Origin of the sequence: Kineococcus sp. NPDC059986 (assembly GCF_040702905.1) — a bacterium.
Classification (GTDB): domain Bacteria; phylum Actinomycetota; class Actinomycetes; order Actinomycetales; family Kineococcaceae; genus Kineococcus.
In genome coordinates this window covers 1-20,964 of sequence record NZ_JBFBND010000057.1, presented here as the reverse complement: position 1 = coordinate 20,964, position 20,964 = coordinate 1, and the positions used below count along the sequence as shown (strand labels likewise).

17 protein-coding genes and 1 pseudogene are annotated in these 20,964 nt (G+C 73.2%); 15 read left to right on the top strand and 3 right to left on the bottom strand.

The window, feature by feature from the left end; all coding sequences use genetic code 11:
* Positions 1-141 precede the first annotated feature (141 nt).
* From AB0637_RS23985 to AB0637_RS23970, 4 genes are all read left to right on the top strand, one after another.
* Positions 142-846 carry a DUF305 domain-containing protein gene (locus tag AB0637_RS23985; RefSeq protein WP_366175240.1) on the top strand — a complete coding sequence of 235 codons (705 nt, stop codon included), beginning with the start codon at positions 142-144 and terminating at the stop codon, positions 844-846.
* An 86-nt stretch (positions 847-932) separates the two neighbouring features.
* Positions 933-3,350 carry a heavy metal translocating P-type ATPase gene (locus tag AB0637_RS23980; protein ID WP_366175238.1) on the top strand — a complete coding sequence of 806 codons (2,418 nt, stop codon included), beginning with the start codon at positions 933-935 and terminating at the stop codon, positions 3,348-3,350.
* Positions 3,351-3,677: 327 nt separating this feature from the next.
* The gene (locus AB0637_RS23975; protein WP_366175236.1) at positions 3,678-4,640 is read left to right on the top strand and encodes a cytochrome c oxidase assembly protein; all 963 of its coding nucleotides are present in this window, start codon (positions 3,678-3,680) and stop codon (positions 4,638-4,640) included.
* Positions 4,641-4,764: 124 nt separating this feature from the next.
* Positions 4,765-6,066 (top strand): MFS transporter, encoded by a 1,302-nt coding sequence (locus AB0637_RS23970; RefSeq protein ID WP_366175235.1) that lies wholly within the window; start codon positions 4,765-4,767, stop codon positions 6,064-6,066.
* A 10-nt stretch (positions 6,067-6,076) separates the two neighbouring features.
* On the opposite strand, the gene AB0637_RS23965 is transcribed toward AB0637_RS23970, so the two are convergent.
* Positions 6,077-7,756 carry a cell wall-binding repeat-containing protein gene (locus AB0637_RS23965; RefSeq protein ID WP_366175234.1) on the bottom strand — a complete coding sequence of 560 codons (1,680 nt, stop codon included), beginning with the start codon at positions 7,754-7,756 and terminating at the stop codon, positions 6,077-6,079.
* Between the two features lie 80 nt (positions 7,757-7,836).
* Positions 7,837-8,373, bottom strand: a pseudogene (locus AB0637_RS23960) (GNAT family protein).
* 47 nt (positions 8,374-8,420) lie between these two features.
* Here AB0637_RS23960 and AB0637_RS23955 point away from each other — a divergent pair.
* The 11 genes from AB0637_RS23955 (at position 8,421) to AB0637_RS23905 (ending at position 19,049) form a co-directional block, all read left to right on the top strand.
* Entirely contained in the window at positions 8,421-9,050 is a 630-nt protein-coding gene (locus AB0637_RS23955) for a TetR family transcriptional regulator C-terminal domain-containing protein (RefSeq protein ID WP_366175233.1), read from the top strand.
* Between the two features lie 78 nt (positions 9,051-9,128).
* Positions 9,129-9,950 carry an amidohydrolase family protein gene (locus tag AB0637_RS23950; RefSeq protein ID WP_366175232.1) on the top strand — a complete coding sequence of 274 codons (822 nt, stop codon included), beginning with the start codon at positions 9,129-9,131 and terminating at the stop codon, positions 9,948-9,950.
* A 35-nt stretch (positions 9,951-9,985) separates the two neighbouring features.
* Positions 9,986-10,540 (top strand): MSMEG_0572/Sll0783 family nitrogen starvation response protein, encoded by a 555-nt coding sequence (locus AB0637_RS23945; protein ID WP_366175231.1) that lies wholly within the window; start codon positions 9,986-9,988, stop codon positions 10,538-10,540.
* Positions 10,541-10,547: 7 nt separating this feature from the next.
* Entirely contained in the window at positions 10,548-11,639 is a 1,092-nt protein-coding gene (locus AB0637_RS23940) for an MSMEG_0568 family radical SAM protein (RefSeq protein ID WP_366175230.1), read from the top strand.
* Between the two features lie 69 nt (positions 11,640-11,708).
* Positions 11,709-13,061, top strand: coding sequence for an MSMEG_0567/sll0787 family protein (locus tag AB0637_RS23935; RefSeq protein ID WP_366175242.1), 1,353 nt, complete (start codon positions 11,709-11,711; stop codon positions 13,059-13,061).
* The gene (locus AB0637_RS23930; RefSeq protein WP_366175229.1) at positions 13,058-13,957 is read left to right on the top strand and encodes a carbon-nitrogen hydrolase family protein; all 900 of its coding nucleotides are present in this window, start codon (positions 13,058-13,060) and stop codon (positions 13,955-13,957) included. Before AB0637_RS23935 ends, AB0637_RS23930 begins: the two co-directional genes overlap by 4 nt.
* On the top strand, positions 13,950-14,261 hold the full coding sequence (locus AB0637_RS23925; RefSeq protein ID WP_366175228.1) for an MSMEG_0570 family nitrogen starvation response protein: 312 nt from the start codon (positions 13,950-13,952) through the stop codon (positions 14,259-14,261). Before AB0637_RS23930 ends, AB0637_RS23925 begins: the two co-directional genes overlap by 8 nt.
* Positions 14,258-15,613 carry an MSMEG_0569 family flavin-dependent oxidoreductase gene (locus AB0637_RS23920; protein ID WP_366175227.1) on the top strand — a complete coding sequence of 452 codons (1,356 nt, stop codon included), beginning with the start codon at positions 14,258-14,260 and terminating at the stop codon, positions 15,611-15,613. Before AB0637_RS23925 ends, AB0637_RS23920 begins: the two co-directional genes overlap by 4 nt.
* A 1-nt stretch (position 15,614) precedes the next feature.
* Positions 15,615-16,727, top strand: coding sequence for an MSMEG_0565 family glycosyltransferase (locus AB0637_RS23915; protein ID WP_366175226.1), 1,113 nt, complete (start codon positions 15,615-15,617; stop codon positions 16,725-16,727).
* A gap of 20 nt (positions 16,728-16,747) precedes the next feature.
* The gene (locus AB0637_RS23910; RefSeq protein ID WP_366175225.1) at positions 16,748-18,199 is read left to right on the top strand and encodes an AMP-binding protein; all 1,452 of its coding nucleotides are present in this window, start codon (positions 16,748-16,750) and stop codon (positions 18,197-18,199) included.
* The gene (locus tag AB0637_RS23905; protein ID WP_366175224.1) at positions 18,183-19,049 is read left to right on the top strand and encodes a carbon-nitrogen hydrolase family protein; all 867 of its coding nucleotides are present in this window, start codon (positions 18,183-18,185) and stop codon (positions 19,047-19,049) included. Before AB0637_RS23910 ends, AB0637_RS23905 begins: the two co-directional genes overlap by 17 nt.
* Before the next feature lie 136 nt (positions 19,050-19,185).
* On the opposite strand, the gene AB0637_RS23900 is transcribed toward AB0637_RS23905, so the two are convergent.
* The gene (locus AB0637_RS23900) at positions 19,186-20,583 is read right to left on the bottom strand and encodes a hypothetical protein (RefSeq protein ID WP_366175223.1); all 1,398 of its coding nucleotides are present in this window, start codon (positions 20,581-20,583) and stop codon (positions 19,186-19,188) included.
* Positions 20,584-20,964: the final 381 nt, after the last annotated feature.

Genomic DNA, 20,964 nt, shown 5'->3' with positions numbered 1-20,964 from the left:
ATCAAACCACCCACCACCCCCCCCCCCCCCCGCCCCCCCGCCCCCCCCCGCCCCCCCCCCCCCCGCGCCGGCCCCCCCCCCCCCCCCCCCGCTGCTCCGTCGTGCCTTCCACTCTGACCCACCCGAGGAGATGCACCCGTCATGCGCACCACCAACACCACCACCCGCCCGCTCGCTCGACTGGCCGCCCTGAGCGGCGCAGCGACGCTGTCGCTGGTCCTGGCCGCCTGCGGCGGAGCGAGCAGCGGCTCGATGGGCGACCACTCGTCGATGTCGATGTCGTCAGGGTCCTCGACGACATCGGCGAGCCCTTCGGCCGGCACCGTCGACGCCGAGCACAACGACCAGGACGTGGTGTTCGCCCAGGCGATGATCGTCCACCACCAGGGCGCCCTGGAGATGGCGCAAATGGCCGCCACCCGCTCGTCCAACCCGCAGGTGAAGGACCTGGCCGAGAAGATCAAGGCTGCACAGGAACCGGAGATGGAGGCCATGAGTTCCTGGCTCGTCGCCTGGGGGGCGCCCGCCACGGCCGCGCCGTCGACGGGGGCCATGGGAGGCATGGGGGGCATGGACCACTCCTCCACGGGCGGCTCCCCGACGTCGGGGGTTCCCGGGATGGTGAGCGAGGAGCAGACGACCCAGCTGCAGAACGCCATGGGCACCGACTTCGACCGGACGTTCCTGCAGCAGATGGTCGAGCACCACGCCGGCGCGGTCCAGATGGCCGAGACCGAACAGCAGCAGGGCTCCAACCCCCAGGCCAAGGAACTCACCGGTTCGATCGTGACCAGCCAGAGCGCTCAGATCGAGCAGATGCAGCAGATGCTCACCTCGATGGGCTGAGGCCGGGCGACTGGTGGGTGGGTGGGTCCACCCACCCACAGTCACACCCCTCGCGCCCTGGTACCCCCCAGGGGTACCATGAGGTCATGAGTGTTCGCGACGACGACCCGCGGCTCGAGACTCCCCCGTCCGCGGTGGACCCGGTGTGCGGCATGCGCGTCGACCCGGCCACGTCGACGACCGCCGAGCACGACGGACGCACCTGGTCCTTCTGTTCCCCGGGTTGCCGGACCGCGTTCAGTGCGGATCCGGACCGCTTCACCGCAGCCCACCAGGAACACGGCGGCCACGTCGGCGAGACCGCCGACGTCGCGGTGCACGCTGGCCACGGTGAGGCCGTGGAGTACACGTGCCCGATGCACCCGGAGGTCCGCCAGGACGGACCCGGCAGCTGCCCGATCTGCGGCATGGCGTTGGAACCGGTCGTCGTCACCGCCCAGACCGGCCCCAGTCACGAACTGGTCGACATGCGCCGCCGGTTCTGGGTCGGACTCGCGCTGGCGCTGCCGGTGTTCCTGCTGGAGATGGGTCGGCACCTCGTCCCCGCCGTGCACGAGGCGATCCCGAGCGACGTCTCCACCTGGATCCAGTTCGTGCTCGCCACCCCGGTGGTGCTGTGGGCCGGGTGGCCGTTCTTCGTCCGCGGCGCCGCGTCGGTCCGCTCCCGCCACCTGAACATGTTCACCCTCATCGCCATGGGCACCGGGGTCGCCTGGGTGTTCAGCACCGTGGCCACCGTCGCCCCGGGCATCTTCCCGGCCGCGTTCCGCGACGACACGGGAACGGTCGACGTCTACTTCGAGGCCGCCGCCGTCATCACCGTGCTCGTCCTGGTGGGTCAGGTGCTGGAACTGCGGGCCCGCGAGCAGACCTCCGGCGCCATCCGCGCCCTGCTGGACTTGACGCCCACGACCGCTCGCCGCCTCGACGACGCCGGCGGAGAAACCGAGGTCGACCTCGACGACGTCGTCCTCGGGGACCGGCTCCGGGTCCGTCCCGGGGAGAAGGTTCCCGTCGACGGCACCGTGCTGGAAGGCCGCGCCTCCGTCGACGAGGCGTTGGTGACCGGGGAGTCGATGCCCGTCACCAAGACCGTCGACGACCGGGTGCTGGGCGGCACCATCGCCTCCGGCGGGACGCTGGTCGTGCGCGCGGACGCCGTCGGACGGGACACGGTGCTGTCGCGGATCGTGGCCATGGTCGCCGACGCCCAACGTTCCCGGGCGCCCATCCAACGACTGGCCGACAAGGTCTCGGCCGTGTTCGTCCCCGTCGTGATCGCGGTGGCCGTCGTCGCGTTCGTCGTCTGGGCCGTCGCCGGTCCCGATCCCCGGCTCGCCCACGCCCTGATCGCGGCGGTCGCGGTGCTGATCATCGCCTGCCCGTGCGCACTGGGTCTGGCCACACCGATGTCGATCATGGTGGGTGTCGGCCGCGGTGCCCGCTCCGGTGTGCTGATCAAGAACGCCGAGGCACTGGAACGACTGGAGAAGGTCGACACCCTGGTCGTGGACAAGACCGGCACCCTCACCGAGGGCCGCCCGTCGGTGGACCGCATCATCCTGGTTCCCACCACCCCGACCGAGGGCGGTCACGACGAGGGCCATCACGTCGAGGGGGACCGCGACGCGGTCGAGACCGAGGTGTTGCGTCTGGCCGCTGCCGTCGAACAGGGTTCGGAGCACCCGCTGGGCGAGGCCCTCGTCCGCGCCGCCGAAGGGCGGGGACTGACGCTGCCCGCGGTGCAGGACTTCGAAGCCCCCGCCGGACGCGGGGTGACCGGCGTCGTCGACGGCCGACGGGTGGCCATCGGCAGTGCCGGGCTGGTGTCCTCGCTGGGTCTGGACGCCGGCCCCGCCCAGGCCGTCGCCGAGGACGTCCGTTCGACCGGCGCCATCGCCGTGCTGGTCGCGGTGGACGAGCGGGTCGTGGCGGTCATCGCCATCGCGGACCGGGTCAAGGACTCCACCGCCACCGCGCTGACCCAGCTGCGGGAGGCGGGTTTGGAGATCGTCATGCTCACCGGCGACCACCGCGTCACCGCGCAGGCGGTCGCGGCCGGCCTCGGCATCGACCGCGTCGAGGCCGAGGTGTTGCCCGACCGCAAGAGCGCTGTCGTGCAGCGGTTGCGCTCCGAGGGCCGGGTCGTGGCCATGGCCGGGGACGGCGTCAACGACGCACCCGCCCTGGCCGCAGCCGACGTCGGGATCGCGATGGGTTCGGGCACCGACGTGGCTGTGGAGAGCGCCGGGGTGACCCTGCTGCAGGGGGACCTGACGGCGATCGTGCGGGCCCGGTCGATCTCGCAGCTGACGATGCGCAACATCCGGCAGAACCTGGTGTTCGCCTTCGTCTACAACGCCGCGGGCATCCCGGTCGCCGCCGGAGTCCTGTACCCGGTGTTCGGGCTGCTGCTCTCCCCGATCATCGCCGCCGCCGCGATGGCGCTCTCCTCGGTCAGCGTCATCACCAACGCCCTGCGCCTGCGGACTCAGCGGTTGTGACACCCGCTCCGCGCCCGCGGCACGTCGACGAGGTCGATGACGGGAACCACCACCTACGGGAGGCCGATGCGACGGTCGAGAGGGCGTCCGTCGGCATCGCCGCGATCGTGCGGTCGTGAGGCGGCGACGTCGGCGGCGGCGGTCACTCAGCTCCTCCACACCTCGCGTCCGTCCCCTCTCAGACGGAGCCCACCTCGCGCACAGCCTCGACAGTTCGCGTCGCCAGTGCGGCCGGGCAACTGGACCAGGGCCCGGGGAACCGCCAGGGAACGCGCCTATCCTGCGCCGGTGCTGGCAGGGGCGCGGGGTTCCGCGGTGGACGACGTGATGACGTGGTCGAGTCTGGTGACGCGGTGGACCGTCGACTGGCCCGCGCTCTGCGGAGCAGTGGTCGTGGGAGTGGCGTACACCGTGGCGGTCCGCCGCTGCTCCTCGTGGCCGAGAACTCGATCCGTGTCCTTCGCGGCGGGACTGCTCCTCACGGTCCTCCTGACGTGCAGCGGCCTGGGGGTCTACGACGACACGCTCTTCTGGGTCCGTGCGGTGCAGAACGTCGCGTTGCTCATGGTCGTGCCCTTGCTGCTGGCCATGGGTGCGCCGCTGACCGCGGCGGCCCAGCTGCTCAGCGCCGGGCAGCGGGAGGCCCTCGGGCGGTGGGGCCGCGGTGACCTCGCGCGAGCGCTGACGTTCCCGGTGGTCGTCACCGGAGTGTTGATGGTGCCCATGTACGTCCTGTACCTGACCCCGCTGTACGACCTCACGCTGCGGCACGAGAGCGCGGACGCGGTGGCGCGGCTCGTCCTCCTCTGCTGCGGTTTCGTCTACTTCTGGACGCGCCTGCAGGTCGACCCGACGCCGCGTCAGGACACCCACCTGGTGTCCTTCGCGATCAGCCTCGTCGAGGTCATCGCGGACGCCGGCCTGGGTCTCGTCCTGTGGTTCGGGCCGCTGCGGGCCGCCGAGTACTACACGGCACTGCACCGCGCCTGGGGTCCGGACGTGCGGACCGACCAGATCATCGGCGCCGGGGTCCTGTGGATCGGTGGCGACATCGCCGGTCTGCCCTTCATCGGGGCCCTGTTCCTCCGCTGGATCCGGGCGGACGAGCGCGAGGCGAAGCGGGTCGACGCCCAGCTGGACGAGCGGGCAGTGGCCGGGGTCGCCGCCGCTCCCTCCTCCACGCGGTCACCGCAGAGCTCCACCCCGGCCGCGGGGGACGACCCCGCACCCGAGGGGAACGGCCTGTGGTGGGAGCAGGACCCCCGCTTCCGGGGGCGCTACCGGTCCTGAGAGTTCCGGTCGTCCTCCTCCACCGCGACGTGGTCGAGGAGTTCCATCCGCTACTCTGCGATGAGGCCACGTCTCCTCTGATGCCGGTTCGCCTGACGGCGAACGACCAGATCGGACGACTCCCGTGCCTCCTCGACCCGTCGGGTCCCTCCGTGCCTTCTTCTCCCCGTCCCGCACTCGGGGCCCGGTCGCGGCGGCGCCGACCGCTGAACTCCGAGCCTTCCGGGCCACCCTGCTCGGCACGCTCGTCACGTCCGTGGGCCTCGGGCTGACGCTGCCGTTCACCTTCGTCTACTTCCACCGCATCCTGGGTCTCCCGCTGCCCCTCGCGGGGGTGGTCGTCGCTGCGGCGGCTGCACTCGCCCTGGGCGCCGGCGCCGCGGGCGGGGTGATCGCCGACCGGGTCGGACTGGGACGGGTCGCCGTCCTCGGTCTGGTGCTCCAGGCCGCAGGCACCGTTCTCCTCGGCCTGGCCCGCGAACCTGTGGCCGGAACCGCGGGGCTGACCGTGATGTCGATGGGGAACTCCCTCGTGTGGCCCAGCCTGAACGGGCTCGTCACCCACCAGGTCCCGCCCGAGCACAGATCGCGCGCCTTCGCCGTGCGCTTCGGCCTGATGAACGTCGGGATCGGTGTCGGATCCCTCATCGCCGCGACGACGGTCTCGGTCGCGCACCCGAACAGCTTCCACCTCGTCTACCTGCTCGACGGCGCCACGACCGCGGTCTTCGCCCTCATCCTCCTCGTCGGGCTGCGGAACACCGCGGGCTGGCGGGCGCACCCCCACCACACCGGGCAGGTCGTGCCGGGTGGATACCGGACCGTGCTGCGCGACAGGCGCTTCACCGCCTACCTCGGAGTGCTGCTGGCCCTCGCGGTCTTCGGCAGCTCGCAGACCGAGGGCCCCTGGGCGGCCTTCGTCAGTCAGGCACCCGGCGGTTCCGCCCGGGTCGTCGGACTGGGCTTCGCGGCGAACACGGCCGCGATCATCGTGTTCCAACTGCCGGTGGAACGGTGGACCAGGGGGTTCCGGCGCAGCCGGCTGCTCGTCCTGTGCGCCCTGGCGGGGGCGGCGACGTGGGGGCTGACCGGGGTCGCGAGCCTGCCCGGACTGCCGCCGGTGGCTGCGGGATCCCTCCTCGTGGGTGCCATGGCGGTGTTCGGGGTCGGGGAGACCCTCCTCAGCCCGGTCATCAACGCCGTGCCGAACGCCCTGGCACCGGAACACCTCCGTGGCCGGTACAACGCCGCGAACTCGGCCACCTACCCGGTCTCGAAGTTCATCGGTCCGCCCCTCGCCGGACTCCTGATCGGGAGCGGATCCCCGAACTCCTGGGTCGCCGTGGTCACCCTCGGCATGCTGGCCGCGGCCGGTGGCGCGGTCCTCCTCGGTCGTCGCCTCCCGCCCGCCGTCGAGCATCCGTGACCTGGAGGCCCTACGACACGACCACGTCTCCGGACGCCACCACTCGCGGAGTCGGGTCCTGGTACTCGTAGGCGGTCTCGAGGGAGACGGTGTACTGGTACCTCCCCGGTGCCGTGGGCGCGTCGAAGGTGACGGTCTTCCCCGTGGTCGACCCCACCACCGAGAAGTCGCGGCCGGACTGCCCGTCGACGATCGCGAAGTCCTTCCCGACGACGGCTTCGGTCACGACCGGGGTGAGGCTCGGCGAGACTCCGGGGAGGTCGATGGACACCGTTCCGCCGGCGAGGACGGCCTGGGCGAGCACCTGGGTGTCCACCGTGGTCCTCGACGCCGGGAAGGTGGTGCCGCTCGCGGACGTGAAGGAGTTCGGGAACAGCACGACGGAGTCCCCCACGAGGAACGGCGCGTTCTCGAACAGGTGGGCGGTGGCGGTGCGCGTCGCCGCGTCGTACTCGACGGACACGGCGGAACGCACGATCTGCACCACCGACCGCGTCTGGAAGTCGTCCGGGGTGATGCTCGCGGGGTCGACGTCGGCACCGAAGGTCACCGTGAGCGTCCTGTCCCCCGGCCGCAGCGGAGCGACGGTGAACGGGACCGGTGAGGGTCGTTCCACCTCCGGGACGGGGTCCACCTGCGCCGTTCCGCCGGCGGCGCTGCGAGCTTCGACCAGCGCAGCTGCCGACACGGCCTTCGCGTCGCCGAACACCCTGGCAGCCCACAGGTCGGCGGAGTTGCGGCGCAGGTACGCGAGGGTCGCCTCCCCCGCCGAAACGGCGGAGCCGGACAACAGCAGCGGGTAGCGGTTCTTTCCCGCGGCGGGTCCGGCGGCGAGGGCGTCGATGGAGTACCCGTTGGTGAGGCCGACGGTGTGACTGCCCTGGCCCCACCAGTCGGCGAGGGCCGTGGCGGTCGCGGTGCGGTCCTGCCCGGAAACCCGGTCGATGACGCAGGCACTGGTGAGGTCGCAGACGTCGTCCAACTGCTCGTCGGGCACCGCGTTCTCGTCACCCAGCGCGAGGACGAAGCCGGGGTCGAGGCCGTACAACGCGTCGGCGGTGGCCTCGGGCAACTCCGTCGTCGTCGTCAGCAGGACCGGCATCCCCTCGTGGTAGGCCGCGGGGGAGGCGGCGAGCGCGTCCGCCGCGACGGCACTCCCGTACAAGTCCCCTCGGGCCAGGAACACCTGGGTCGGCAACGATCCCGAGAACTCGGCGCCTCGCGCGACGAGCAGTTCTGCCGTCTCGTACCGGTCGTCACCGGCGATGCGCTCCCCCACGCGGTGTGCGGTCAAGGCGGCGAAGGACGCCGCCGAGATCGACGACTCGCCGCCCACGACGACGACGCGCGCCGGGTCCAGCCGGGCGATGGCGGCCGCTGTCGACGCCGGTACGCCGTCGTGCGTGGTCAGCAGGATCGGTGCTTTCAGGACACCGGCGAGGTAGGAGGCCGACAACGCGTCGATGCCGTTCCGCTCCCCGTTGGCGACGACGACCGACGTCGCCCGCACCCAGTCGCCGGTCGCGATGAGCGCTGCCGTCTCGTAGCGGTCGCCTCCACCGCTGCGCGCACTGGGCAGCAGCGGGTCGAAGGAGGAGTTCGCCTGCGCCGTCGTGGCGCCGACGAGGGAGGAGGCCAGCACGACCGCCAGAGCGAGGGACAGCCGAACCGGGACGCGTGGAAGAGTCACACGCCCCATCGTGGCGCAGCGTCGCCCCGTCCCGGAGGGGTTCGGCCGCAGCAGACCGTCGGTCGTGAGGACGCGCCCCCTCAGCGGTCCGCAGCCAGCAGCGCCCACACCTGCTTGTCGTGGAAGGCGCCCCCGTTGCGCCACGCCCCACGCAGGGTCCCCTCCAGCGTCATGCCGAGCCGCCGGGCGACCGCGGCGCTGCGGACGTTGTCCGCCCGGCACCGCCACTCGACGCGGTGGAGCCCGCGCTCGACGAGGGCCCAGTCCAGGAGGTGCCCGGCCGCGGCCGTCACCAGGCCACGACGCTCGGCGTCCGGTTCCAGCCAGCACCCGAGCTCGCAGGTCCCGGCGGTGGGACTGAACGTCACGAACATGACGCCGCCGACGAGCCGCCCCTCGAGTCAGATGCCGAACAGCCGCGCCCCGTCGGCCGCGGCCGCGGTGGCGTAGCGGCCCAGAGTGGCGGCGGCCCCCTCGACGGTGTCGGTGACGAACGACTCCCCCACCCAGGGCCTGATGTGCTCGCGGGCGCGGTCGAGGTGCTCCGCCATCTGCTGCGCGTGCCAGACCTCCGGCGGACGAAGCTGGGCACCGGGACCGATCGTGAGGCCGAACACCACCCCAGCGTGACACAACGGTCGTTGTGTCAGCCAGACTTCCGGACATGACGGAGCCGGGCGCGCCCACGAACCCCCGCCAGCAGCAGCGTCGCGAGGAGCTGGCCGCTGCCGTCTGGCGGGTCCTGGACGGCGCCGGTTTCGCGGGCCTGTCGATGCGGGCCGTCGCGGCCGAGATGGGCGCCTCGACGGGGGTGGTCACCCACTACTTCGCCGGCAAGCGGGACCTGACGACGTTCGCGCTGGAACTGCTGGCCGACCACAGCGCCGCGTGCACCCGCCGCAACGCCGCCCCGGGTCTGCCGGCACTGCGAGCGGCCCTGCTCGACATGCTCCCCCTCGACGCGCAGTCCCGGACGGCCAACCGGATCTGGATCTCCTCCTGGGACGCAGCCCTGGCCGACGCGGGGCACGCCGCGGACCACGCCCAGCGCTACCGGGCGAGCCGCAGCAGGGTCCGGGACCTGGTCGCAGCCACCGTCGAGGACGAGGACGAGGACGAGGACGAGGGCCAGGACGCGGGCCGGGTCGACGAGCGCGCCGAGGTCCTGCACGCGGCCGTGCTGGGCCTGGCCGTCCAGGCCGTGCTCGACCCGGCAGGCTACCCCGCCGAACGTCAGGTCCTGCTCGTCGACGAACTGCTCCTCGGCACCGTCGGCCGACCGGGCCACAGCTGACGCGGTGTGCGGAACGCGAAACACAGAGATGTTCTCGGTGAAACCACCTCGAAACAGTTCGCGCGTTGACTCTGTGCTGTGAACCGGACCCACGACGCGCACCGCCACATCGGGCGGCTGCCGGCGTACCCCTTCTACGGCGGCCCTCCCGTCAACCCCGACACCACGGCCCGCGACCAGGTCTCGGACCTCCTCGCCGACCTCGACCGCGAGGGCACCGAACGCGCCCTCCTGCTCCCGAACTACGGAGTTCCCGTCGCCGGAGCCTCCTTCGCCCTCAACGACCTCGTCCTGGAGACCACGGCGAAGGACGACCGGTTCGTGTGCGGGTTGTGGACCTCCCCGCGCGCCGAGGACGCCACCCTCACCGACACCGCGCTCGCCCTGGCCGGCGAACCCGGTGTCGTCGCGCTCAAGACGAGCTTCCTGCTCGGCGGCGGGGTCGACGACCCGACGTCCCAGCCGCAGATCGAGAAGATCTTCGGCACCGCACGGGAGTTCGGACTCGTCGTCCACGTCCACACCTCCCCCGGCGCCGCCTCCGACATCGACGAGGTGGGCAAGCTCGTCGAGCGGTACGGCGACGACGTCCGCATCCACCTCGTGCACCTCGGCGGCGGGATGAGCGCGCACATCAAACTCATCGGTGGCCGGTTCTTCGACTGGATCGAGGCCGGCAAGCAGGTCTACACCGACACCAGTTGGGCCATCGGGTTCGCTCCCCGCTGGCTCGCGGCGGAGATCGAACGCCGCGGCGTCGGCGGGGACCGCGTCCTCTTCGCCTCCGACGAACCCTGGGGCGACCACGCAGGGGAACTCGCCCGGATGCGAGCGGCCTCCGGCGACGGAGACCTCACGCGGATGTTCCTGCAGGACAACTTCACCAGCCTGTACGGCTGACCCCCACCACCCCTGGACCCACCGAGGAGAGCACCGTGACCACCACGACCACCACCACCGGGACCGACACCGCGATCGAGGAGCAGATCAAGGCGAACATCGCCAAGTCCCTCGCGGAGATCCCCCACCCCAGCAAGCCCAAGGGCGAGAACCTCTACGGTTCCACCAAGGTCTTCCCCGACTACCAGGCCGAGGGCGGGGAGACGTACTTCACCCTGGTCCACGGCATCGCGCACGAGTCCTCGGTGAGCTTCGTCGCCGTCCTGCAGGCCACCCGCGCGCTGCGCAAGGGGTTCGAGTCCGCCATCTACTTCTACGGCCCCGGCGCCATGAACTGCGTCGCCACCCGCGGTTTCCCCACGGTCGGGGACTCGGGGTTCCCGGGCGAGCAGAACATCAACGGGGCCCTGGAGACCTTCATCAAGGAGGGCGGCACGGTCTACTGCTGCCGCTTCGGGCTCGCCCTGCACGGCAACCGCGAGGAGGACCTCATCGAGGGTGTCGTCCCGTGCCACCCCCTCGACGTGCAGGACGCGGTCATCCACTACGCCCGCAAGGGCGCCATCATCAACTCCACCTACATGGTGTGAGGACGCCGTGACCTGCGAAGCGCGTCCCGCGGAGGCGGTGGCGACCCGCGTCGACGTCGCGATCCGCGGGGTGCGGCTGGCCGCCCCGGTGCAGCGCCGCGGCGGGGCGGGGCCCACCGACGACGGGCACGTCGTCCTCGGCGGCCTCGCCTCGGCCGTCCCGCTGCGGCCGGACAGCCCCTACCTGGTGCGCGACGGGCGGCTGCTCCTGGAGCAGACGGGTGCGGTCACCGACCTCGGCGTCACCGTGGAGGCGGTGCGCCGGCCCCGGTTCTACGACCTGAGCACCGCGGACGGAACTCCCTACGAGAAGGTCGCGCGGTTGCACGGCCGGGACGTCCTGGCCACGACGGTGGTCCAGACGTGCTCGCGCTACGCGCCGGAGAACCGCTGTCGGTTCTGCGCCATCGAGGAGTCCCTGGCCTCCGGCGCCACGATCGCGGTCAAGACGCCGGTGGTCCTCGCCGAGGTCACCCGGGCTGCGGTCGACCTCGACGGCATCCGGCACGTCGTGCTGACGACGGGGACGTCCACGGCCCCCGACCGCGGAGCCCGTCACCTGGCCCGGTGCGTTCGGGCGATCCAGGACGCCGTCCCGGGGCTGCCCGTCCAGGTCCAGTGCGAACCGCCGGCCGACCTGGCCACCCTCACCGAGCTGAAGGAGGCCGGGGCGGGTTCGGTCGGCATCCACGTCGAGTCCCTCGACGACGCCGTCCGCCGGCGGTGGACGCCGGGGAAGTCCACCGTCCCGCTGGCGGAGTACTGGGCCGCCTGGACCGAGGCCGTCCGCGTGTTCGGCCGCAACCAGGTCTCGACGTACCTGCTCGTGGGCCTCGGGGAGGACCCCGACGAGCTCGTCGAAGGGGCCCGCCGGCTCGCCGACCTCGGCGTGTACCCGTTCGTCGTGCCGTTCCGGCCCCTGGCCGGGACCCTGGCGGTGGACGTCGACCACGCCACCGCCCCGGACCCCGCCGTGCTCGAGGACGTCTCGCGACGTGTCGCGGACGCGTTGCGGGACAGCGGGATGCGGGGTGCGGACCAGATGGCCGGCTGCGCCGCGTGCGGGGCCTGCTCGGTCCTGCAGAACCTCGGAGCCTGACCCGTGGACGCGGACCTGACGGTCCCGCACAGCCTGCTGGCGCCGCTGGACGTACCGGCCCTGGCCGGGGTGCCCCGTCCCCGGTCGGCGTTCCACGTGGAGGTCGCCGACTCCGCCGCCGAACGCGCGTACCGGACCCTGCGACGCGACGTCTTCGTCGCCGAGCAGGGGTTGTTCAGCGGCGACGACGGGGACGCCGCGGACGACGACCCCCGCCGTCGGGTCCTCGTGGCCCGGACGGCGGACGGTTCCGTCGTCGGCGGGGTGCGCCTGGCGCCGTGCCACGAACCCGACGTCGGCTGGTGGCGGGGCAGCCGCCTCGCCGTCGCCCCGGGGGCCCGGACCCTGGGCGGGGTCGGGTCGGCGCTGGTGCGGGCGGCCTGCGCGCACGCCGAGGAGCTGGGGGCGCTGCGGTTCGACGCCACGGTCCAGCGGCGCAGCGCCGTCCTGTTCCGCCGGCTCGGCTGGGAGCACGTGCGCGACGTCGAGGTGCAGGGCACACCGCACGCCCTCGTGCGGTACCCCGTGGTCCGCGTGGAGCGGCTGGTCCGGGCCACGAAGTCCGCGCTCGCAGGCGTCCTCGACGGCCTCGTCAGCACGCCCGCGGGGTTCGTGGGGGACGACGGGTCCCCCGTCCCGGGGACGGACGTCGTCGCCGCCTGCGACGCCGTCCTGCCCTCCCTCGTCGACCGCGACCCTGGGTGGGCCGGGTGGTGCGCGGTGCTCGTCAACCTCAACGACCTCGCCGCGATGGGGGCCGCACCCGTCGGACTGCTGGACGCGCTCGGCGCCCCCACCCCCGAGCACGTCCGGGCGGTGGTCGAGGGCCTCACGGACGCCTCCCGGGCCTGGGGCGTTCCCGTCCTCGGCGGGCACACCCAGTTCGGGGTTCCCGCCGCGCTGTCGGTGACGGCGCTGGGACGCACGTCCGACCCCGTCCCCGCGGGCGGCGGTCGCGCCGGCCACGCGCTGTCCCTCACCGTCGACCTCGAGGGGGGCTGGCGGCCCGGCTACACCGGCACCCAGTGGGACTCCACGTCCTGGCGGTGCGGAGAGGACCTGCGGGCCATGGGGTCCGCGGTGTCCCGGACACGCCCAGCGGCGGCCAAGGACGTCAGCATGGCCGGGTTGCTCGGCACCGTGGGGATGCTCGCGGAGGCCAGCGGGGTCGGGGCGGAGGTCGACGTCACCGCCGTCCCCCGGCCCGCGGGCACCACCGTCGGCGACTGGTTCACCTGCTTCCCGGGGTTCGGCATGGTGACCGCCGACGCCCCGGACCGGCCCCCCGCGCCCGCGGGGCCCGCCACCACGACCACGATCGGCCGGCTGCACGCGCGCACCCGTGGGGTGTCGCTGCGCTGGCCCGACGGAGACGTGACCACGGCCCTCCCGGGCCCCGTCACGGGGATGGGAACCGCATGACCACCACCAGACTCGCCGCCGTCGCGGAGAACTTCGGCCGCGACCTCGACCACGCCTACGCGACCATCGACCGCGTGCTGCGACAGGCGGACGGGGCCGACCTCGTCGCGTTCCCCGAGGCCTGCCTCGGCGGGTACCTGTCGTCCCTGGGGTCGGCGCAGGACCGCGGCACCGCCACCTCGCGCCGCGACCGCTCCGGACCGCCGCCGCTGCGGCTCGACGGTCCCGAGCTGCGCCGGGTGCAGCAGCTCGCCGGGGACACCGTGGTCGTCCTGGGGATCTGCGAGGACGGTGGAACGGACCTCTACAACACGGCCGTCGCCCTCACCGGCGACGGGATCCTCGGCCACCACCGCAAGGTCCACCAACCCCTCGGCGAGAACCTCTCCTACGCCGCCGGTTCCACCTTCGACGCGTTCGACACCCCGGTCGGCCGGATCGGACTGCAGATCTGCTACGACAAGGCGTTCCCCGAGGCCGCCCGCGCCGCGGCCCTCGACGGGGCGGAGGTCGTCGTCAGCATCTCCGCCTGGCCCGGTTCCCGCACCGCCGCGTCCGGTGACCTGGCGCAGGACCGGTGGAAGAAGCGGTTCGACCTCTACGACCAGGCCCGGGCCCTGGAGAACCAGGTCGTGTGGGTGGCCGCGAACCAGGCCGGCACGTTCGGCTCGCTGCGCTACGTCGGCAGCGCCAAGGTCGTCGGCCCGGGCGGAGAGGTGCTGGCCGACACCGGCGTGGAGGCCGGCATCGCGGTCGCCGACGTCGACGTGGCCGCCGAACTCGCGGCCGCCCGGCGCGCGATGTTCGCCCTGCGGGACCGACGGCCCGACGCCTACGGCCCGATCGTCGCGCCCAACACCCACGCGCTCCGGCAGGAGGTGCCCGCACTTGCCTGAGATGACCTTCACCGTCCGCTGGCCCGACGACACCGTGCAGCGCTGCTACTCCCCCTCGCTCGTCGTCCACGACCACCTCACCGTGGGCGAGAGCTACTCCGTGGAGGAGTTCACGACCCGCTGCCGGACGGCGCTGACAGAGGCCGGCGAGCGGGTCCGCGCCCGGTACGGGATGGGCTGCAGCGCAGCCGTCGCGCAACTCGAGGACCTCACCGTCCGCGCGGCCCGCTTCGCTCCGACCGCCGCCGTCCGCGTCCTGGACCTCACCCCGCCCCTGCCACCCACCCCGGGAGCCACCCCGTGAACGCCACCGGAACCCCCGCTGGACTGCTCGCCGAACCCCTCGCCGAGCACCACACCGTCGTCGTCGTGGGCGCCGGGCAGGCCGGCCTGTCCCTGAGCCGGCACCTCACCGACCGCGGCGTCGACCACGTCCTGCTGGAACGCGACCGCACCGCGCACGAGTGGTTGGACGGGCGGTGGGACGCCTTCACCCTCGTCACCCCGAACTTCCAGTGCCGGCTGCCGGGGTGGTCCTACACGGGTGAGTTCGGCGGGACGGACCCCGACGGCTTCATGCCCCGCGACGAGGTGCACCGCTTCGTCACCGAGTACGCCCGCTCGTTCGGCGCCCCGGTGCGCGAGGGCGTGGAGGTCGCGTCCCTGCGGCAGGACGGCGAGCACCGTTTCACCCTCGAGACCTCCGCCGGACCGTTCAGCGCCGAGCACGTCGTCGTCGCGACGGGCGGCTACCACACCCCCGTCGTCCCACCGGCCGCAGAGCGGCTCCCCCGGGACGTCACGCAACTGCACTCCTCCGCCTACCGCGGCCCCGAGCAGCTGCCCGCCGGGGCGGTCCTCGTGGTCGGGTCGGGTCAGTCGGGAGCACAGATCGCCGAGGACCTGCACCTGGCCGGCCGGCGGGTGCACCTGGCCGTCGGCAACGCGCCGCGCTGCGCGCGTCGCTACCGCGGCCGGGACTGCATCGCCTGGCTCGAGGAGATGGGCACCTACGACGTCACCGCCACCGAGGTCCCCGGAGGCGCTGCCGCGCAGGAGAAGACGAACCACTACATGACGGGGCGGGACGGCGGGCGCGACATCGACCTGCGCGCCTTCGCCCTCGAGGGCATGGGGTTGCACGGACGCCTCGTGGACGTGCGCGACGGCATCGCCCGGTTCACCCCGACGCTGGCCGCGGCGCTCGACCACGCCGACGCCGTCGCGGAGTCCATCAAGGACGGCATCGACCGCTGGATCGCGGGGCAGGGGATCCACGCACCCGTCGAGGACCGGTACTCCCCCGTCTGGAGGCCCGAACGGGAGGAGACGGAACTCGACCTGGCGGCCGCGGGCGTCACGTCGGTCGTGTGGAGCGTGGGCTACCGCGCCGACCACCGTTGGATCGAGGTCGGCGTCTTCGACGGCCGGGGACGGCCCCGTCAGACCCGCGGGGTGACGGGAACCCCCGGCTTGTTCTTCCTCGGGCTGCCCTGGATGCACACGTGGGGCTCGGGACGCTTCGCCGGGGTGGCCCGGGACGCGGAGTTCCTGGCCGACCGCATCACCGCCGCGACCCCCGACGCGCCGCCCGTGGTGGAACTCCCGCTCCAGCACGAGCACCAGCACCAGCACCGGACGGTGGGCGTCGGCTGACATGCGCATCGCCCTCACGACCTACTCCACGAAACCCCGCGGCGGGGTCGTCCACACCCTCGCCCTGGCCGAGGCGCTCGTCGAGGCCGGCGCGCAGGTGTCGGTGTGGACGCTGGGCCGCGGCGGCGACCAGACGTTCTTCCGGCCGGTGGACCCGCGCGTCGACGTCCGCGTCGTGGAGTTCGCGGCGCGCGAGGGCGAGACGGTGGGGGCGCGGATCCTGCGGTCGATCGAGGTGCTGCGCCGGGGTTTCGACCCCGCGGGCTACGACGTCGTCCACGCCCAGGACTGCATCAGCGCCAACGCCGTCGGCCGGTGCGTGCGCACCGTCCACCACCTGGACACCTTCACGACCCCGGAACTGGCGGCCTGCCACGAGCGGGCGATCGTCGAACCGTTCGCCCACGTGTGCGTGTCGGAGGCAGTGGCCGCCGAGGTCCGCGCCGGCTGGGGCATCGACCCGGTCGTCGTCCCGAACGGGGTCGACGCCGGACCGTTCACCGCGGCGGCGGCCGACACACCCCCCGCACGGGCACGCCGCGCGCACTGGCGCGAACGGTTCGGGCGGTACGTCCTGGCCGTCGGCGGCATCGAACCGCGCAAGGGCAGCACCGACCTCCTGCGCGCCGTGGCCCTGCTGCGCCGCGACCTCCCCGACGTCACCCTCGTCGTCGCCGGCGGGGAGACGTTGTTCGACTACCGCGACTACCGCACCGAGTTCGACCGGCTCGCCCGCGACCTGCGCGTCGACCCGCACGTCCTGGGGCCCGTCGCCCAGGAGGACCTGCCCTCGCTCGTCGCCGGCGCGGCCGCCATGGGTTTCGTCTCCACCAAGGAGGGTTTCGGCCTCGCGGCCATGGAGGCCCTCGCCGCGGGCGTACCGCTCGTGACCCGCGACCTGCCGGTGCTGCGCGAGGTCTTCACCGGCGCGGCCACCTTCGCCGCCGACGTCCCCGCGATCGCCACCGCCCTGCACGCGGCCGTCACCGACGCCGACGGGCCCCGGCAACGGGAACGCCGGCGGGTGGGCGCCGACCTCGTGGCCGCCCACACGTGGGCTGCCGCGGCGCAGGCGCACCTGAGGCTCTACCGGCGCCTGGTCCCCGCCCCGTGACCCGCCCCGTGACAAGCACCGTGACCGGCTCCGTGGAGGCGACGCCGACCATCGGCGCAGCGCTGCGCTGGTGGGCCCGGCGCGACCCCGACGCGGTCGCCGTCCGCTGCGCCGGCCGCGTCCTGACCCGACAGGAGCTGGAGGAGTGGAGCGACGACGTCGCACGCCGCTGGCTCGCACAGGGCGTCCGCGTCGACGACCTCGTCGCGGTCGCGCTGCCCAACGGCCTCGAGGCCGTCGTCGCCTTCGTGGCGGCGTGGAAGGCCGGTGCCACCCCGCAGCCGTTGTCCCCACGGATGGACCCCGCCGACCGGGAGGCGGTGCTCGCCGCGGGTCGCCCCGCCGTCGTGCTCGACCGCGTCGAAGACGTCCCCGGACCCCCGGACGGTCCCTCCTCCGCGCCCCCGCTGCCGGACCTCGCGGCCTCCTGCTGGAAGGCGCCGACGTCCTCGGGCAGCACCGGCTGCCCGAAGGTCGTCCGCGCCGCCGCCCCCGCCCGCGTCGACCCGCGGGCGCGCGTGGCTCCCTTCGTCCCGCGCTCGGCAGTGCAACTGGTAGCGGGTCCGCTGACCCACGCCGCCCCCTTCGTGTACGCGATGCGCGGACTGACGACGGGCCACGAACTCGTCGTCCTACCGCGCTTCGACGCCGGGGAGTGGCTGCGGGCGGTGGCCCGTCACGGGGTGACCTGGGCCGTCCTCGTCCCGTCGATGATGCACGCGGTGTGGCGCCACCCCGATCGCGCCCGGACCGACGTCTCCTCCCTGGAGGCCGTCCTGCACCTCGGTGCCCGCTGCGCCCCGTGGCTGAAGCGGGCGTGGATCGACTGGCTGGGTCCGGACCGGGTGCACGAGCTGTACGCCGGCACGGAGTCCCAGGGGCTGGCCTTCGTCGACGGGCACGACTGGACGCTGCGACCCGGGACGGTGGGGCGGCCGCTCCCGGGATCGCGGTTCCGCGTCGTGCGGCCGGACCTCAGCGACTGCGCGCCGGGGGAGGTCGGTGAGGTGCTGATGCGCCGCGAGCACCCCACCTACGGCTACGTCGGGGCGCACCCCCTGGTCCGCGACGGCTGGCACACGCTGGGCGACAGCGGGTGGCTCGACGCCGACGGGTACCTCTTCGTCGGGGACCGGCTCGACGACCTCATCACCGTGGACGGCACCCGCGTCGCGCCGGCCGACGTCGAGGCCGTCCTGGAGGAGCACCTCTGCGTCCGCAGTGCGGTCGCGGTCGAGGCGGGAGGAACCGGCGGGGTGCACGCCGTCGTCGAACTGGTCGACGGGACGCCGGACCCGCACGACGTCCTCGCCACGTGGTGCTCGGCGAGGCTCGAACCGGTCGCGCGTCCCGTCTCCTGGACGGTCGTGCGCGACCCGCTGCGCGACGACACCGGCAAGGTGCGGCGCAGCCGTTGGCGCCCCGGCAGCACCGCATCGGGGAGGATCACCTGCGATGACCACGACCAGTGAGACCGGCGGCCCCGTCCGCATCGCGGCCGCGGCGGCGCACTTCGGGCGCGACCTCGCCCGCGGCGTGGAGAAGACCCTGGCTGTCGTCGACGGCGCGCGGCGCAACGGTTCCGACCTGCTCGTGCTCCCCCACGGGACGCTCGGTGGGTACCTGTCGGACCTGGAGGACCCCGACGTCGGTGGCCCCCCGCCCGCCCTGGTGGAGGGGTGCGAGGAGATCGCCGCGGTGGCCCGCGCCGCCGGGCCGCTGACCGTGTGCCTGGGCTACACCGAGGCCGTCGTCCTGCACGGGCAGCTGTGCTGGTTCAGCGCCGCGGTCTGCGTGAGCGGTGACGGCGTCCTGGGACGGCACCGCAAGGTCCACCAACCGGCCGGTGAGGCGAAGGTGCTGTCCGCCGGGGACTCGTTCACCGCGTTCGACACACCCGTCGGGCGCCTGGGGATGCTCATCGACTACGACAAGACCTTCCCGGAGGCGAGCCGTTCCCTGGCCCTGGACGGGGCCCGGACCATCGCGTGCCTGTCCGCGTGGCCGGCCAGCGTCACCGACCGGGCGGCCCGGTTGCCCAACGACCGGCAGTCCCGGTTGTTCGACCTCTACGACTCCGCCCGCGCCGCGGAGAACCAGGTCGTGTGGGTGTCCTCGAACCAGACCGGCATCCAGGGGAACCTGCGCTTCCTCGGCCAGGCCAAGGTCGTCGGTCCCGGCGGGGACGTGCTGGCGCGCACCGGGTCCAAGGGGGGGCTGGCGGAGGCGACCGTCGACGTCGACCACGAGGTCGACCGGGCGCGGCGCACGCTGCACCACCTGGCCGAACGTCGTCCCGACCTCTACCGGACCGGTGCGTGACCGGTCCAGGCGGTGAGCGGGCCCGGCACGTTGCCCGGGACCCCGTCCGGCCCCGACGCTTGCGAACCCACGACCGGGAGGACCAGGCCGCGCACGACGAGGTGCTCACCGACCACCACCCCGCAGAGCGCCGGTGTCAGACGAAGAGTTCCAGCCTCTGGCGGGCCTCGTCGATGCGAGCCACCTCTTCCACGAACGCCTCCAGCGGCAGGGTCTCTCGGCCGACTGTTCGCACCACCCCCTCCACCGTGGCGAGTTCCACGTGCGCCGCACGGACTGCCGGTGTCCCCGCGTGCGGTGCGTTGGAGATGATGCGTTGAGCCACTGCGGTGAAGGCTGACACGGCGAGATCGAAGTACCGCTGACTCAACGCTCGCGCCTCTGCGACCTCGGCCTCCGTGGCCACCCGGCGCACAACGGGAGCGGAGTCCGGTGGAGCCGCGGTGGAGGCCTCGCCCCGTGCCGGGACCGCAGCAGCAGCCACCGCCTCCACCAGCACCTCGGCGTGCCTGTTGCTGGGCCAGGGATCGGCGTCCGGTTCCCACGCGAACAGCGCAAGACCCAACTCGTCGGCACGACGACCGAAGGCCTCGCCGCACCGGCCGGCATGCAGCAGGACCGCGACCAGCGGTCCCGCCGCAGAACGAACCTCGGAGGCGTGATCCGGCTGGAGCGTCAGACCCCTTCGAGCGACGAAACCGACCCCCCACCGCGAACGGCGAGCAACGCCCCACACCACGTGCAGCCCTTCCACCGACTCGACGTCGTCGATCGCGCCGGCCGCTCCGGGGACCCCGACCGACCCGGCGCTCAGCCCCAGCCGGAACAGCTGACGACTCAGGAGGTCTTCGAGGCCGGCATCACCGGCGGGGCCCACCACACCGGTGGACTCCCTCGTGAGTCGCATCTCGACGGCGCTGTCGCCAGGCGCGGGAGCCGGTTCCTCGGCCGCGGGAGCAGCCCTGAGGTCGTCGGCCGTCGCCCCGCCACGGGGAGGCGCGACCGGGCCGGATTTCCTGCCGGACCGTGAACCCGAGGTCGTGGTGGGGAGCGTTGCCCGCGGTTGCGGTGGGGGTGTCGGCCCGGTGGCGCCGGGTACTCCGAAGAGAGCACCTCTGTCACCCGCCCCACGCACCCGCAACGGGGAGGCGCCGGCGACCTCCAAGACGACGTCCGCCTCGACGAGGTGAGCTCGCCAGCGTTCCCGGGGCAGCTGCCACGACGCCGGTGAGGAAACCGCGAGCGTCGCATCCTTCTCCCGCCCGCGACGGACGGGTGTCGGCTGTGCAGGTGGGCCCACACCGAGAAGCCGCCTCGGACAGAGGGCCACGAGCCACCACGAACCCGGACGCCCGGTCTGGGCTTCCCAGGCCCAACCGAGCCAGTCCACCTGCTCATCGACAGCCAGGACCTCGAGGAGGGCGCTGGACGTGGCGCCCTGCGACAGCACCTCGCCCACGGTGGCGTCGTCACGGTGCCGGGCGACCGCATCGGCGAAGGCGCTGACAGTGCGACGGTCATCAGCGAGGGCCACCGGTCGATCCTCGCACCAAGGCACGACAACCCGCCTCTTCCAGCGTGGCTCCGGGTGAACTCGTCCTCGCCGGGTTCCCCTGCAGCGTCCGCGGCAGCGATCGTCGAGGTGGGAACCGTTCGACCGACCTGAGAGCACGGGAGGGAGTGGCGAGGTCGTGGGGCGACTCGGGCAGGAGGTCGCGGAACGCTCTGTCGTCCGCGCGGGGTTCTCGGCTGACCCGCCGCCGCGTGGCTGGGGCAGACGTCGCCGCGAGCGTCCGATCGATCGGCGACGAGCGGTCGCCCTAGTGTCGTGAGTCGTTAATTCCTTGTCGGCTTCGTAAGCTGGGGCGATGGCACGCGTACGCGGACCGAAACCACCAGAGATCCAGCTCACCGA